Annotated in this window: 13 protein-coding genes; 10 read left to right on the top strand and 3 right to left on the bottom strand. The window is 69.9% G+C overall.

Annotated elements, in window-relative coordinates:
* Nucleotides 1-149: 149 nt before the first annotated feature.
* On the bottom strand, nucleotides 150-1,217 hold the full coding sequence (locus AC1DIW_RS10035; RefSeq protein WP_478107883.1) for a Gfo/Idh/MocA family protein: 1,068 nt from the start codon (nucleotides 1,215-1,217) through the stop codon (nucleotides 150-152).
* A gap of 36 nt (nucleotides 1,218-1,253) precedes the next feature.
* Here AC1DIW_RS10035 and lipB point away from each other — a divergent pair, with 36 nt between their 5' ends.
* The 5 genes from lipB (at nucleotide 1,254) to AC1DIW_RS10010 (ending at nucleotide 5,918) form a co-directional block, all read left to right on the top strand.
* On the top strand, nucleotides 1,254-1,913 hold the full coding sequence (lipB, locus tag AC1DIW_RS10030; protein WP_442278327.1) for a lipoyl(octanoyl) transferase LipB: 660 nt from the start codon (nucleotides 1,254-1,256) through the stop codon (nucleotides 1,911-1,913).
* 57 nt (nucleotides 1,914-1,970) lie between these two features.
* Nucleotides 1,971-2,933 (top strand): ABC transporter ATP-binding protein, encoded by a 963-nt coding sequence (locus AC1DIW_RS10025; protein WP_478107881.1) that lies wholly within the window; start codon nucleotides 1,971-1,973, stop codon nucleotides 2,931-2,933.
* Nucleotides 2,930-4,015, top strand: a complete 1,086-nt coding sequence (locus tag AC1DIW_RS10020) for a hypothetical protein (RefSeq protein ID WP_478107879.1) — start codon at nucleotides 2,930-2,932, stop codon at nucleotides 4,013-4,015. The genes AC1DIW_RS10025 and AC1DIW_RS10020 overlap by 4 nt, the downstream gene beginning before the upstream one ends.
* Before the next feature lie 137 nt (nucleotides 4,016-4,152).
* The gene (gene lipA, locus AC1DIW_RS10015) at nucleotides 4,153-5,178 is read left to right on the top strand and encodes a lipoyl synthase (RefSeq protein ID WP_478107877.1); all 1,026 of its coding nucleotides are present in this window, start codon (nucleotides 4,153-4,155) and stop codon (nucleotides 5,176-5,178) included.
* Between the two features lie 5 nt (nucleotides 5,179-5,183).
* Nucleotides 5,184-5,918 carry a DUF4191 domain-containing protein gene (locus AC1DIW_RS10010; RefSeq protein ID WP_442278331.1) on the top strand — a complete coding sequence of 245 codons (735 nt, stop codon included), beginning with the start codon at nucleotides 5,184-5,186 and terminating at the stop codon, nucleotides 5,916-5,918.
* A 131-nt stretch (nucleotides 5,919-6,049) separates the two neighbouring features.
* Here AC1DIW_RS10010 and AC1DIW_RS10005 read toward each other — a convergent pair whose 3' ends face one another.
* On the bottom strand, nucleotides 6,050-6,535 hold the full coding sequence (locus AC1DIW_RS10005; RefSeq protein ID WP_442278332.1) for an RDD family protein: 486 nt from the start codon (nucleotides 6,533-6,535) through the stop codon (nucleotides 6,050-6,052).
* Nucleotides 6,536-6,731: 196 nt separating this feature from the next.
* On the opposite strand from AC1DIW_RS10005, the gene glnA reads away from it, so the two are divergent.
* Nucleotides 6,732-8,156, top strand: a complete 1,425-nt coding sequence (gene glnA / locus AC1DIW_RS10000; protein ID WP_442278333.1) for a type I glutamate--ammonia ligase — start codon at nucleotides 6,732-6,734, stop codon at nucleotides 8,154-8,156.
* A gap of 375 nt (nucleotides 8,157-8,531) precedes the next feature.
* Nucleotides 8,532-8,867 (top strand): DUF4760 domain-containing protein, encoded by a 336-nt coding sequence (locus AC1DIW_RS09995; RefSeq protein WP_478107874.1) that lies wholly within the window; start codon nucleotides 8,532-8,534, stop codon nucleotides 8,865-8,867.
* A 200-nt stretch (nucleotides 8,868-9,067) separates the two neighbouring features.
* Here AC1DIW_RS09995 and AC1DIW_RS09990 read toward each other — a convergent pair whose 3' ends face one another.
* Entirely contained in the window at nucleotides 9,068-10,654 is a 1,587-nt protein-coding gene (locus tag AC1DIW_RS09990; RefSeq protein ID WP_442278399.1) for a ribonuclease J, read from the bottom strand.
* Nucleotides 10,655-11,280: 626 nt separating this feature from the next.
* Between AC1DIW_RS09990 and AC1DIW_RS09985 the strand changes: the two genes are divergently transcribed.
* The 3 genes from AC1DIW_RS09985 to AC1DIW_RS09975 all read left to right on the top strand — a co-directional run bounded on the left by AC1DIW_RS09985 (nucleotide 11,281) and on the right by AC1DIW_RS09975 (nucleotide 14,321).
* Nucleotides 11,281-12,195 (top strand): hypothetical protein, encoded by a 915-nt coding sequence (locus AC1DIW_RS09985; RefSeq protein ID WP_478107872.1) that lies wholly within the window; start codon nucleotides 11,281-11,283, stop codon nucleotides 12,193-12,195.
* Between the two features lie 120 nt (nucleotides 12,196-12,315).
* Nucleotides 12,316-12,759, top strand: a complete 444-nt coding sequence (locus AC1DIW_RS09980) for a DUF1810 domain-containing protein (RefSeq protein WP_478107870.1) — start codon at nucleotides 12,316-12,318, stop codon at nucleotides 12,757-12,759.
* Nucleotides 12,756-14,321 (top strand): MFS transporter, encoded by a 1,566-nt coding sequence (locus tag AC1DIW_RS09975; protein ID WP_478107869.1) that lies wholly within the window; start codon nucleotides 12,756-12,758, stop codon nucleotides 14,319-14,321. Before AC1DIW_RS09980 ends, AC1DIW_RS09975 begins: the two co-directional genes overlap by 4 nt.

Below are 14,321 nucleotides of genomic sequence, written 5' to 3'. Positions count from 1 at the left end.
CCTCATGCAAGCAGCCCGACGGCCACCAGCGAGCCGGTCATCCACAGGCACGAGAACGCCCGGGCACGGTCCCGAGCCGCGAGGACGACGCACGCGACAGGGGGTGGCGCCACACGGCATACGCAGGCAGGAGCAGGGTCGCGAACGGGCTAGGGGGTCTGTCCGGGCGTCACGACCTCGACGACGCGACGGTCGCGGGCACTGATCCGCGCGGCGTCGACGACAGCGAGCACGTGGACCGCGTCCCTCGGGTCGACGGGCATCGTCGACTGCGGGTCCGCCGAGACGAGAGCGGCGGCCACCGCGCGGTAGAAGTTCGCCTGGTCGGCGTCGGTCACCACGGGACCGGGCTCGCGCTCGTCGCCGCGGACGATCCAGCCGACGGCGTCGCCGTCGTTCTCGAACTCCGTGAACGCGCTGACGTCGTCGAACTGTCGCCCGATGACGAACGACCCGGCTGATCCGTTGACGCGGGCGCGCGGCCCGGGGGCGCCGTTGACCGAGCTCGACACGACGTGGCTGACGACGCCGGAGGTGTGCCGGCACGCCAGGAAGGTGTCGTCCTCGGCGACGGTCGTGCGCGAGTCGACCTCGGCATACACCGACTCGACCTCGCCGTGCAGCAGCACGGCCTGGTCGACGAGGTGGGTGTGCAGGTCGAGGAGCAGGCCACCACCCTCCTCGGCGGGAGCCTGCTCGCGCCAGCGCTGCTTGGGCACGGGACGCCAACGGTCCCAACGGTATTCGGCACGCCAGATCTCGCCGACGAGCTCCTGGTCGCGCACGATCCGCAGGGCGGCCAGCTCCGGGTCGAACCGCCGGTTGTTGAAGACCGTCAGGGGGACCCCGTGGTGCGCCGCCTGGTCGAGCACGTCGAGGGCGCGACTCGCGTCGAGGGCAAGGGGCTTGTCCACGACGAGCGGCAGACCCGCCTCGATGACCCGCTCCGCCTGGTCGGCGTGCCCACCGCTGGGCGACGCGAGCACGACGAGGTCGAGACCGTCGACGCCGAGGAGCGCCTCGAGGTCGGGCACCACCTCTGCACCGGGGAGGTCGGCGCGGACCTCGTCGGCGCGGGTCGCGTTCGAGGTCGACACGGCGGCCACGGTGAGACCGGCCCGGACGAGGAGCGGGGCGTGGATGCCGCGGCCCGCGGAGCCGTAGCCGACGAGTCCGACGCGCAGCGGGGTGGACGAGGACGGGTCGGTGGCAGGCACATCGGCATCGTATGCCGCCCGGCGTAGGGTGACCGCATGCGTTTCGTCCACCTGGGCCTCGATCCCGACTTCGTCGACTACGAGCAGGCCTGGCAGGTCCAGCGCGACACTCACGCGAAGGTCGTCGCGGGCGAGGAACCCGACACCGTCTACCTCCTCGAGCACCGCGCGGTCTACACCGCGGGCAAGCGCACCGAGCCGCAGGAGCGCCCCACCGACGGCACGCCGGTCATCGACGTCGACCGCGGCGGGAAGATCACCTGGCACGGACCGGGACAGATCACCGGCTACCCCATCGTCCGCCTCCCGGCGCCGATCGACGTCGTCGGCTACGTCCGGCACATCGAGGAGATGATGATCCGGGTCTGCGCGGACTTCGGCGTCGAGGCCGGTCGGGTCGAGGGCGAGAGCGGCACGTGGATCGCGGCGGACGACCGCGGACCGCGGCGCAAGATCGGCGCCATCGGCATCCGCGTCAGCCGCCAGGTCGCGATGCACGGCTTCGCGCTCAACTGCAACCCCGACCTGTCGTGGGGTGAGGTCATCATCCCGTGCGGCATCGTCGGCGCCGGCGTCACCTCCCTGTCGTTCGAGCTCGGTCGCGACGTGCCCGTCACCGAGGTGATCCCGCACGTCGAGAAGCACCTGGCCGACATCCTCCCGACGCTCCAGCCGAACCGGCGCGTCCTGACCTGACAGCGTCACCTCCGACCCCTAGGGTGTGCCTCACAGCCGACTCTCAGGGGGAGATCGATGGACGTCGCCGTCCGCACCAGCAGCCTGCGCAAGACCTACCTCAGTCGAGGCCGCCGCCGGGTCGCGGTTCAGGGCCTGTCCATGACGGTGCCCCTGGGGGGTGTCCACGGCTTCCTCGGCCCCAACGGGTCGGGCAAGACGACGACGATCCGGATGCTGCTGGGGCTCGTGCGGCCCGACTCCGGCACCGCGGAGGTGCTCGGGCAGACGGTGCCACGACACCTGCCGAAGGTCGTCGACCGCGTGGGCGCCATCGTCGAGGCGCCGAAGTTCTTCCCCTCCTTCACCGGCCGCCAGAACCTGCGACTGCTCGCCGACGCCATCGGCACCCCGCTCCCCCGGGTCGACGAGGTGCTCGAGGCCACTCATCTCGGGGACCGTGGCCGCGACCGTTTCGCCGGCTACTCGCTCGGCATGAAGCAGCGTCTGGCCATCGCCGCGACGCTGCTGAAGGACCCCGACCTGCTCATCTTCGACGAGCCGACCAACGGGCTCGACCCCGCCGGCATCCGCGAGGTGCGCGACACGATGAGGTCCCTCGGGGCCCAGGGCAAGACCGTGCTCGTCAGCTCCCACCTGCTGAGCGAGGTAGAGCAGGTGGCCGACACCGCGTCGATCATCGGGCACGGATCCCTGCTCGCCGAGGGGAGCGTCAGCGACATCCTCGGCAGCACGTCCACCGCCCAGGTGCGGGTGGGGGTCGCGTCCCCCGAGCGCGCCGCCACGATCCTCGAGGGTGACGGGTTCGGCGTGCAGCGCGACGGCGAGCAGCTCATCGTCGCCGCCACAGACCCGTCGGCAGTCACCCGCGCGCTCGCCGGCCACGGCCTCTACGTCAGCGAGCTGGCTCCCGTTCGCGCGGACCTCGAGGCCGTCTTCCTCGCGCTCACCGCCGACGAGGGGCTTGGCTCGGTGGCCGACCGAGAAGCCGGTGGCATGACGACGGGAGGTGCTGCATGAGCCAGCACGCCCTCCTCAGCGACGACACGCAGACCTCCTCCGCGATGCGGCCGCGCGGCACGACGTTGACAGGACTCGTCGGCGTCGAGCTGCGCCGCCTCTGGTGGCGCCGGCTCGCTCGCATGGTCCTGGTCGCGATCGTGCTCTTCGTGGGCTTCGCCTCCTTCACCGCCTTCCAGGACACCCGGCCTGCAGCGATCGCCCAGCGCGTCGCCGACTACAACCGGATGGTCGCCGACATGAAGCAGCAGCTCGACGCCATGTCTCCGGCCGACCGCCAGGCGCAGCTCGACGACTGCCGCAAGCAGCAGGCGCAGGCCCGGGCGAGCGACCCGAGCGCCGACCTGGGCTGCGACCAGATGAACCGACCGCCGACCCTCTCGCAGTTCGGGCTCGTCAACACCTCCCGCACCGAGATGACTCGCAGCACGGCGCAGGAGGGCGTCTACCTCTTCGGCTTCCTCGCCTTCCTCCTCGGGGCGAGCTTCGTGGCGGCCGAGTTCGCCTCGGGCGCCATGGGGACGTGGCTGACGTTCTGCCCGCAGCGGCTGCGCGTGGCGGCCTCGAAGCTGGTCGTCGCCGCCCTCGGAGGTCTCGGCCTCGGCGTGCTCGCAGTCGGGCTGACGGCGCTCGGCGCCTACGTCGTCACGACGCTCAACCGCCCCGACAGCTCGCTCAACCTCCCCGACGCGAGCACGAACGCCGACGACCCCTTGGTGGTGGCACTGCTGCGGGTGGTCGTCGTCATCGCACTGGGCGGCCTCGGGGGTGCGGTGCTGGGACTCCTCGCGCGCGCCACCGCCGGTGTCATCGGGATCGTCGTGGGGTATGCGGTGCTCGTCGAGGGGTTCGTGGCCCATGGCGTGCAGGGCGGGGCCCTGCAGCCGTGGCTCGTGCGCCTCAACGTCGACGCCTTCGTGGGCAAGGGCGCCACGTACTTCGTGGAGTCGTGCGGTCCCGACGGCTGCCAGGGGCGGTCGATGTCGCTCGCCTACACCCACGGCTGGGTCTACCTGCTCGTGCTCTCGGTCGTCGGCGTCGCCGCCGCTCTGGCCGTCTTCCGCCGCCGCGACGTCGGCTGACCCACGCGTCCCGGGCGGACGGCATACGTCTGTGGTCGTATGCCGTCCGCTGGCGTGTGGACGCATCCCGGCTGTCCAGCCTTGTGGGCGGGTGGGCGTAACCTGTGCTGAGCAGTCCAACCCACCAAGGAGCCCGTGTGTCTGTCGTTCCCGACGGCCGTCGTCTGCTGCGCGTCGAGGCGCGCAACGCCGAGACCCCCATCGAACGCAAACCGTCCTGGATCCGCACGACCGCCAAGATGGGCCCGGAGTACACCGCTCTGCACTCGATGGTGAAGTCCGAGGGCCTGCACACGGTGTGCCAGGAGGCCGGTTGCCCCAACATCTTCGAGTGCTGGGAGGACAGGGAGGCCACCTTCCTCATCGGTGGTGACGTCTGCACCCGGCGCTGCGACTTCTGCGACATCGCGACGGGGCGGCCCACGTCCCTCGACCTCGACGAGCCCCGCCGCGTGGCCGAGTCCGTGGCCCGGATGGGGCTGCGCTACTCGACCGTGACCGGCGTCGCGCGCGACGACCAGCCCGACGGCGCCGCCGGCCTGTACGCGGAAACGATCCGCCAGATCCACCTGCTCAACCCCAACACGGGCGTCGAGATCCTCCCGCCGGACTTCGGTGCCAAGCCCGAGCTCGTCGGCCAGGTCTTCGACGCACGGCCCGAGGTCTTCGCCCACAACCTCGAGACCGTGCCGCGGATCTTCAAGCGCATCCGTCCGGCGTTCACCTACGAGAAGTCGCTCGCCGTGCTGACCATGGCGCGCGAGGCGGAGCTGGTCACCAAGTCCAACCTCATCCTCGGCATGGGCGAGACCGACACCGAGATCGAGGAGGCCATCCGCGACCTGCACGACGCCGGCTGCGACATCCTCACGATCACGCAGTACCTCCGTCCCTCGAAGCTGCACCACCCCATCGACCGATGGGTCAAGCCCGAGGAGTTCGTGCACTGGTCCGAGGTCGCCGAGGAGATGGGCTTCAAGGGCGTCATGGCCGGACCGCTCGTGCGCTCGTCGTACCGCGCGGGCCGCCTCTGGGCCACCGCGATGCGCAAGTGGGGACGCGAGATCCCCGCGCACCTCTCGCACCTCGCAGAGGCCGCCGAGTCGCCCGCCCGCCAGGAGGCGGCGTCGTTGGTGGCCCGCGCCCAGAGCGCCGTATCCTGAGCACCATGGCACGCAACAAGGACGGCGACGCGAGCAGCGCGCCCCAGGAGAAGAAGCAGGGACGGCTGTCCCAGATCCGTGACGTCTACCGGGTCTCCAAGGAAGCTGACCCGGTCATCGGCTGGTTCATGCTGCTGTCGTTCCTCGTCGTCTTCGGGGTGTTGCTCGTCATCGGCTTCCTCGTGAAGCTGCCGTGGATCTTCGGCATCTTCGGCGTGCTCTTCGGCGTCCTCGCCGCAACGATCATCATGAGCCGGCGCGCCGAGCGGGCCGCCTACAGCCAGATCGAGGGGCAGGCCGGCGCCGCCGGGGCTGCCCTGACGTCGATCCGTCGTGGCTGGTACACCGATCGCGAGCCCGTCGCCGCCGACGTCGCCCGTCCCGGCGACATCAACTCCGCAGCCATGGTCTACCGCGCGCTGGGCCGTCCCGGTGTCGTCCTCGTCGGGGAAGGCCCCACGGCCCGCGTCCAGAAGCTGCTCGCCGCCGAGAAGAAGCGCGTCGAGCGCGTCGCGCCCGGCGTCCCGGTCACGACGATGCGCGTCGGGTCGGGCGAGAACGAGGTCCCGCTGCCGAAGCTCGCGAGCAAGGTCCAGCGCCTCAAGCCGCAGATCACCAAGGACGAGATGGCTCTGGTCAACAAGCGCCTCAAGGCGCTCGGTGGCCTCCGCGCTCCCCTGCCGCCCGGCGTCGACCCGATGCGCGCCCGCATGGACCGGAAGGCCCTGCGCGGCAAGTGAACCGGCCCGAACGCCGCGCCTGAGCTGCACCTGAGCTGACGCTCCCCAGCAATCGAAAGAGCAGTTCGTCCGAACGGACGAACTGCTCTTTCGCTTGGCTGGGGCGCTCGGGGGAAGTGCTCTGTCGACGGTCAGCGGGTGCGGACGATGACGGTGCCCGGCACCTTGTCGTGGAGGCCTCGACCGTCGCGGTCCCAGACGACGGCGGGGATGAAGGCGCAGAGCAGCAGGGTGCGCGTCAGGGCCTGGAGCGGGAGGACGCGACCGCTGCCGCCGAGCGAGCGGACCTGCAGGCCCATGATCCGGTGGCCGATGGTGAAGCCGACCGTGCCCACGAGCAGCAGGTGCATGACCCCGAAGACGGCGAGCACCACGAAGCCCTGGCTCCCCGACGCCGGCGGCTGCGAGAACGGCAGCGGCACGCCGAAGAGGCCTCGCGCGATGACGGACGCGATCCCCCAGTCGATGAGCACGCCGACGACGCGGATCCCGAAGCCGGCCACCGACCCGGGTCCTCGCGGCGGCAACCCCAGGTCGCGCCCGCGGTACTGCCCATCGGCGCTCGTACGCTCTCGGGGGCCCTGGAGCCATGAGCCGAAGTCCTTGCGGTCCACCACGGCACCAGCGTAACGAGACCTGGTCCGGGCTCTTTGACCGGGCCTGCCCATCCGTAACACCCGCGAAACATGCGGGTCATGGCCGAGAAATCGCCAGTCGGTAGTGTCGTCGACGACAGCACGAGGCCGTCCCTCGATCCGTGGTGCTCGCCAGACCACGACCGGAGGACGACCTCGCCCCACATCAGGAGGTTGGATGTTCAGCTCAGCTGACGAGGTCCTCACGTTCATCAAGGACGAGGACGTCAAGTTCGTCGACATTCGGTTCTGCGATCTGCCCGGTGTCATGCAGCACTTCAACGTGCCGGCTGAGTCGGTCGACGAGGACTTCTTCACCGTCGGGCAGATGTTCGACGGGTCCTCGATCCGCGGCTTCCAGGCGATCCACGAGTCGGACATGAAGCTCGTGCCCGACCCCGCCACCGCGTTCATCGACCCGTACCGCGTCGAGAAGACGCTGGTCATGAACTTCTCGATCCTCGACCCCTTCACGGACGAGCGCTACAGCCGCGACCCGCGCAACATCGCGAGCAAGGCCGAGGAGTACCTCAAGTCCACCGGGATCGCCGACACCGCCTACTTCGGCGCAGAGGCCGAGTTCTACGTCTTCGACGACGTGCGCTTCGAGACGAAGCAGAACGCCGGCTACTACTTCATCGACTCCGTCGAGGCCGCGTGGAACACCGGTCGCGAGGAGGAGGGCGGCAACAAGGGCTACAAGACCCGCTACAAGGGCGGCTACTTCCCAGTCTCCCCCGTCGACCACTTCGCCGACTTCCGCGACAAGATCTGCCTCGAGCTCAAGGAGGTCGGTCTCAACGTCGAGCGCAGCCACCACGAGGTCGGCACCGCGGGCCAGATGGAGATCAACTACCGCTTCAACACGCTGCTGCACTCCGGCGACGACCTCATGAAGTTCAAGTACGTCGTCAAGAACTCGGCGTGGAAGCAGGGTCACACCGCGACCTTCATGCCGAAGCCGCTCTTCGGTGACAACGGCTCGGGCATGCACACGCACCAGTCGCTCTGGAAGGACGGCGAGCCGCTCTTCTACGACGAGCGCGGCTACGGCGGCCTGTCCGACCTCGCGCGCTGGTACATCGGCGGCCTGCTCAAGCACGCCCCGTCGCTACTCGCCTTCACCAACCCGACGGTGAACTCCTACCACCGCCTGGTCCCCGGCTACGAGGCCCCGGTCAACCTGGTCTACTCCGCCCGGAACCGTTCGGCGTGCGTGCGCATCCCGATCACCGGCACGTCGGCCAAGGCCAAGCGCATCGAGTTCCGCGTCCCCGACCCGTCGGCCAACCCGTACCTGTGCTTCGCCGCGCAGCTCATGGCGGGTCTGGACGGCATCAAGAACCGCATCGAGCCCCCCGAGCCGGTCGACAAGGACCTCTACGAGCTGCCGCCCGAGGAGCACGCCGCGATCGAGCAGGTGCCCGGCTCGCTTCCCGAGGTGCTCAACGCCCTCGAGGCCGACCACGACTACCTCCTCGAGGGCGACGTCTTCACGCAGGACCTCATCGAGGCCTGGATCGAGTACAAGCGCAAGAACGAGGTGGACCCGATCCGCTTCCGTCCGCACCCGCACGAGTTCGAGATGTACTTCGACATCTGATGGATCGAAGCGGAGTCAGATGTCGAACGAGAAGCCCAGCGACATCTGAGCAGGACGAGTCCTTTACCTGTCGAAAGGCCACGACGTTGGCCTTCTAGTCCGCACCTGGTCCTCAAGATGGGGAATCCAGCGAGTCCGCTCGTGCTGCCAGCATCACTGCAACGGCAGCGCGGGCGGACTCGTCTGCGTCCGCCCACAGTCAGCGTCGGCGCCGACTTCCGGCGAGTGATGTCTCAGCTGCTTGAGTGCGACGACGACGAGGGCTGCGGCGGCGGTCCCTCCGGCGCACAGTCTGCGCTTGACAAAGCCGGGCCAGGCGACGGACCCGAGAGTAGCGTGGCTGTCCACAGAAGCGCCTGGACCAGGGAGGGTCACGTGGCAAATCGCGAAGACGGCGCGCTGCTTGTGCAAGTGGCGCAGTGGGGTTCCACGATGGGGATCGAGGAGGCCCAGCACGCGGTGTGGGCAGACGACTTCGACCCGGTAACGGCGACGACCGATGACGTCTTGGTGTCCCGGATCCTCAACTGGGGCGAGACCATCGGGACGCTCACGAAGAACGGCCTCTTGGACACTGACCTTGTGCTGGACTGGCTCTGGGTGTCCGGGCTGTGGTCCCGCGTCGGGCCGGCCGCCCTGAAGCTGCGCGAGAAGCACGGAGAGGCCGCGCTGTATGAGAACTTCGAGGCACTAGCCACCCTGCAGGCCTGAGTGGAGCCGTCGACCGGCACGCATACAGACTCAGATGGTGCATCAGTCAACGTCGTCATCAACCACGTCGCCGGCACAGGGACCAGCCCTGGTGGAAGACCGTTCAACCGCACCGCCGGCCGTCGACACGGGCCTGGGCTCTGCAGCGAGGCCCTGACCTACAGAGATGTGGTCAGGGCCTCGCTGGTTGCCGCGGGTGCTCAGGCGTCGACGATGACGGGGATGATGAGGGGGCTTCGGCGAGCGTTCCGGTGCACCCAGGTGGACATCGCCTGGCGCACGACCTCCTCCACCTGCTCGATGTCCTCGATGCCCTCCTTGGTCGCGGTGGTCAGTGCCTTCTGGATCGCCGGCGTGGCCTTGGCGAAGTCACCGGGCTCGTGCTCGAACCCGTGGACGAGGTAGTCGGGCTCCTCGGTGAGCTTGCCGGTGTCGGGGTCGACGATGCAGACGATGGTGATGACGCCCTCCTCGGCGAGGGTCCGGCGCACGTGCAGCGACTCCTCCGTCGCTCCACCGACGCTCATGGCGTCGACGTAGACGAGCCCGGCCGGGACGGTGCCGACGATGGTCGCCTGGCCGTCGACGAGGTCGATCACGGCGCCGTCGTGGCCGATGAGCGCCCGCTTGGGCTCGACGCCGGTGCGGATGGCGATGTCGGCGTTGGCCCGCAGGTGGCGCCACTCCCCGTGGACGGGGAGCACGCTGGAGGGCTGGACGATGTTGTAGCAGTAGGCAAGCTCGCCGGCGCTGGCGTGACCGGAGACATGGACCTTGGCGTTGCCCTTGTGGACGACGTTGGCGCCCCAGCGGGTGAGCTCGTTGATGACGCGGTAGATCGCGTTCTCGTTGCCGGGGATGAGCGAGCTGGCGAGCAGCACCGTGTCGCCCTCGGTGACGCGGATGGGGTGGTCGCGCCTCGCCATCCGCGACAGGGCGGCGAGCGGCTCCCCCTGTGACCCGGTGCAGATCAGGGTGATCTGGTCCGCGGGCAGCCGCTCGAGCTGCTTGAGGTCGACGACCAGGCCCTTGGGGATGGTGAGGTAGCCGAGGTCGGCTGCGATGGCCATGTTGCGCACCATCGAGCGGCCGACGAAGGCGACCTTCCGCCCGTGGTCGCGGGCCGCGTCGAGCACCTGCTGGATGCGGTGCACGTGGCTGGCGAAGCTCGACACGATGACCCGACCGGGTGTCGTCCGGAACACGGCCTCGATCGCCGGGGACAGCTCGCCCTCGGAGACGGTGAAGCCAGGGACCTCTGCGTTCGTCGAGTCGGTGAGGAAGAGGTCGACGCCCTCCTCCCCGAGCCGCGCGAAGGCGCGCAGGTCGGTCACCCGGCCGTCGAGCGGGAACTGGTCCATCTTGAAGTCACCGGTGTGCAGCACGAGGCCCGCGGCGGTACGGATCGCGACGGCGAGCCCGTCGGGGATCGAGTGGTTGACGGCGACGAACTCGCAGTCGAAGGGCCCGAACGTGCGCCGGTCGTCCTCGCTCACCCGCACGGTGACGGGGGTGATGCGGTGCTCCTGGAGCTTCGCTTCGAGGAAGGCGAGCGTGAGACGGGAGCCGACGACGGGGATGTCCGGCCGCTCGCGCAGCAGGTAGGGCACGCCGCCGATGTGGTCCTCGTGGCCGTGCGTGAGCACGATGGCGTCGATCTTGTCGAGACGGTCGCGGATCCAGGAGAAGTCCGGCAGGATCACGTCGACGCCCGGCTGGTGCTCCTCGGGGAAGAGGACGCCGCAGTCGACGACGAGCAGCCGGCCGGCGTGCTCGAAGACCGTCATGTTGCGGCCGATCTCACCCAGGCCCCCCAGCGGAACGATCCGCAGCCCGTCGCGGGCCAGTGCGGGCAAGTCCTGGGACCGTCGAGAGCCACGCCCCCGGCCACGGGACTGCTGCCGGCGGCCGCCGCCCGCGCTCACAGGCCACCCCCGGGACACGAGCTGACCGACGAGCGGTCCGCGGGGGCATGGGCCTGGGAAGGCGCTGGGCGGCCGGTTGGGGTGATCGACTGCGAGGTCATGATGATCCTTCTCGTTCTGAGCACTCGAACTGAGCGCTCGTGCTGAGCAACGAATGGGTGGCGACGAGACCGCGGTCTCGGATGCTCTCACCTGCGGGGCCCCGTCGCCGACGGGGCAGGCAGGTCACAGCGAGCATGATCCCATGAGCGTCCCTGCAGCCATCCCCATGGTCACCGGTCACCAGCGCAACGGCAGTGGCGGCACAGTGGTCGGCGTCCAGCCACGCGATGCCGAGGGCCGGGCGACGTCAGACCCCGGAAGTCCGCGATGCCCCGGATCGGCGGACGTGGCATACGCCAAACGGTGGATCCGGGCAGGCTCAGGTCGGTTCACGCTGGGAGACGGCCCCGGGCAGGCCGGGACCGTTCTTGCCAGAGGGGTATGTCGTGAGAAGACTCGTTTCCACTCTTGCCGCCCTCGCGCTGGCCGCGGCTGTGCCGGTGGCCGCCGCCGGGAGCGCCTCGGCCAACCAAGCCGATCACCCGCACGTCACCACGGTCTGGGTCACCGGGGACGGTTCCCACGTGTCGCTCAGCCGCTGGCGCGTCGACGAAGGTCCCGTCTCCTTCCGTGAGTCCACCACGAACGCCGGTCCCGGCGGGAGCCAGATCGCGCTCTTCCGCCTCCTCGGGAAGGCCACCGTCAACACGTTCAAGGCTGACCTCGCCGACGAGTTTTCACAGGACCCGGCGACTGCCGCCAAGGGCACCCGAGAGCTCAACCGGGACATCAGCGCGACCGGCTTGGCCGACGTCCAGAAGGGCTACCCGGCCTCGGTCCGGGTCGACCTGCGTCCCGGTACGTACTACCTGATGGACCTCGGGAGCTTCTTCGGATCCATGGGGCCGTCTGGAGCGCCCAACCCCGCCCTGACGAAGTTCGTCGTGCGCGACACCGGGCATGACAGCTCGGGCTGGAAGGACAGCTCAGGATGGTCCACCCCCACCATCTGGCTGACCTCGGCAGATCGCTTCATCGGTCCGAGCCACCTGCCGGCCAAGGGAAGCGTCACCTTCCGCAACGTCGCTGACACGATCCACGTGGCGCAGTTCTCGCCGGTGAAGAAGGGCACGACGGACGCGCAGATCCAGGCGTACTACGACTCCGGGGTGATGACCCCTCCGCCGTTCGCGCTCGACGGACCGACCTTCGGTCTGGATGTCCTGTCGGCTGGCACCCACGCGACGCTGACCTATGACATGCCGCCGGGCACCTACGTGCTGCAGTGCTTCGTGGCCGACGACGTGACCGGGATGCCGCACGCGATCATGGGGATGCACAAGGTCGTCGTCCTGAAGTGACCTGAGCTTAAGGACCGACCCGCTCACAGCCGTCCGGGGGCGACGCACCCGGACGGCTGCCGCGTCCTCGCTGCGCGCGCACCCCGTCACTCCCGCTCCCGCGTCGGGTACGACAGGACCATGACCGAGAACTTCCCCGACCTCGAACGGTTCGTGCGCGCCCAGGACTCCGCGGGCACGTACGCCTCCGCCCTGGCCGAGCTGCGGGCGGGTTCCAAGCGCGGGCACTGGATGTGGTTCGTGTTCCCGCAGGTCGCCGGCCTCGGCCGCAGCGAGACGGCCCAGCGGTATGCCGTGTCCGGGCTCTCCGAGGCACGCGCCTACCTGCGCCACCCGGTCCTCGGACCCCGGCTGAGCGAGTGCGCCGAGGCCCTTGACGCCCTCGAGACCGAGGATGCGGTCCACGTGCTCGGCACCGTGGACGCGGTCAAGCTTCGCTCGTCGATGACGCTCTTCGAGCGTGCCGCGGGCGACTCGGTCGAGGCCGAGCCCTTCGCCCGCGTGCTGGAGCACTTCTTCGAGGGGCGGCGCGACGACGCGACGACCGGGATCCTCGGATCGTGACCGGGGACCGCGCCGGCACGGAGCATCCCACCGACGACCCCGTCGACCGGTCCACACCACGCGCCACGCCACAGGCTGCACGACCGTCCGTCCCGGACGACGGCGGCCCACAGAGCCCCGACCCGCGCCGCTGGAAGGCGCTGTGGGTATGCCTCGTGGCCGGTTTCATGACGCTGCTCGACGTCAGCATCGTCAACGTCGCCCTCCCGTCGATCCAGAAGGGCGTGGACGCCACGCCGAGCGACCTGCAGTGGGTCGTGTCCGGGTACGCCCTGGCCTTCGGCCTGACTCTCGTGCCCTCGGGGCGCATCGGAGACGTCCTGGGCCGGCGCACCGTCTTCGTCGTCGGTGTCGTGCTCTTCGGCCTCGCCAGCCTCGGCTGTGGTCTGGCACCCACCAGCGCGCTGCTCGTCGTGGCCAGGCTCGTCCAGGGGGCCGCGGGCGGGATCCTCAACCCGCAGGTGTCGGGCCTGATCCAGCAGCTCTTCCGCGGCCCTGAACGCGGACGCGCCTTCGGCCTGCTCGGTGCCACGATCGGGATCTCAACAGCGGTGGGTCCCGTCGTCGGTGGGGTCATCCTCGACGGGCTGGGCGAGCAGAGCGGTTGGCGGTGGATCTTCTTCGTCAACCTCCCCATCGCCGTGGCCGCCGTCGTGCTCGCGATGCGGTGGCTGCCCGACCCGCCCGTCCGCGACCACAGCCGCCGGATCGACGCCGACCCCGTCGGTGTGGTGCTGCTCGGCGCTGGCGTGCTCGGCATCCTGCTGCCCGTCGTCGAGACGGGTCGCGGTGGCGCGGGCGTGCCGTGGTGGGTCGCGGTCGTCGGGCTTGCCTTCCTCGGCGCCTTCTTCGGGTGGGAGCGCTCCTACACCCGGCGAGGTCGGAGCCCCCTCGTCGACCTGGCCCTCTTCCGGGTCCCGGGCTACGCCTCGGGCGCCGCGGTCGGCACCATCTACTTCGCCGGATTCACCGGCATCTTCTTCGTGCTGACGATCTTCTTCCAGGAACGCCTCGGCTACACGCCGCTGCTCGCCGGTCTGGCGGTGACCCCGTTCGCGGCAGGATCGGCGGTCACCTCCGCGATCGGCGGACGCCTCGTCAGCCGGCTCGAACGGTCGCTGGTCACCGGCGGGCTCGTCATCGTGCTCGTGGGCATCACCGCCGTCGATGTGGTCCTGGCCACCGTCCACGACTCGTCGCTCGGCTGGTGGCTCGCCGGCCCCCTGCTCGTCGCCGGCATCGGCAGCGGCCTCGTCATCTCACCCAACATCACCCTGACCGTCGCCAAGGTCCCCGTCGAGCGGGCCGGCACGGCCGGAGGGCTCCTCCAGACGGGGCAACGCATCGGCACGGCTGCCGGGATCGCGCTCGTCGGCGCGGTCTTCTACTCCGGCGTTGCTGCCGGCGCGGGACTCGACGCGTCCGCTGCGCTGCGCGTGGCGGCCGCTCTCGTGGCCGTGGCCCTGCTCGCGAGCGCTCTCGACCTGCGCGGGCGACGCCGTCGCGAGGGCCGTGCCGCCGGCGCACCGGAGGCCGGGGGTCGCCGCTCCGCCTCGCCCTGA

The sequence above is a fragment of the Terrabacter sp. 01T434 genome (genome assembly GCF_056398545.1).
Note: the sequence above shows the minus strand (reverse complement) of the source record. Positions and strands in the feature narration are given on the sequence as shown.

What these genes read in the sequence shown, in the direction of transcription:
- lipB (WP_442278327.1), top strand. Translation starts at nt 1,254, where the DNA reads ATGCGTTTCGTCCACCTGGGCCTCGATCCCGACTTCGTCGACTACGAG.
- AC1DIW_RS10025 (WP_478107881.1), top strand. Translation starts at nt 1,971, where the DNA reads ATGGACGTCGCCGTCCGCACCAGCAGCCTGCGCAAGACCTACCTCAGT.
- AC1DIW_RS10020 (WP_478107879.1), top strand. Translation starts at nt 2,930, where the DNA reads ATGAGCCAGCACGCCCTCCTCAGCGACGACACGCAGACCTCCTCCGCG.
- AC1DIW_RS10010 (WP_442278331.1), top strand. Translation starts at nt 5,184, where the DNA reads ATGGCACGCAACAAGGACGGCGACGCGAGCAGCGCGCCCCAGGAGAAG.
- glnA (WP_442278333.1), top strand. Translation starts at nt 6,732, where the DNA reads ATGTTCAGCTCAGCTGACGAGGTCCTCACGTTCATCAAGGACGAGGAC.
- AC1DIW_RS09990 (WP_442278399.1), bottom strand. Translation starts at nt 10,654, where the DNA reads ATGACGGTCTTCGAGCACGCCGGCCGGCTGCTCGTCGTCGACTGCGGC.
- AC1DIW_RS09980 (WP_478107870.1), top strand. Translation starts at nt 12,316, where the DNA reads ATGACCGAGAACTTCCCCGACCTCGAACGGTTCGTGCGCGCCCAGGAC.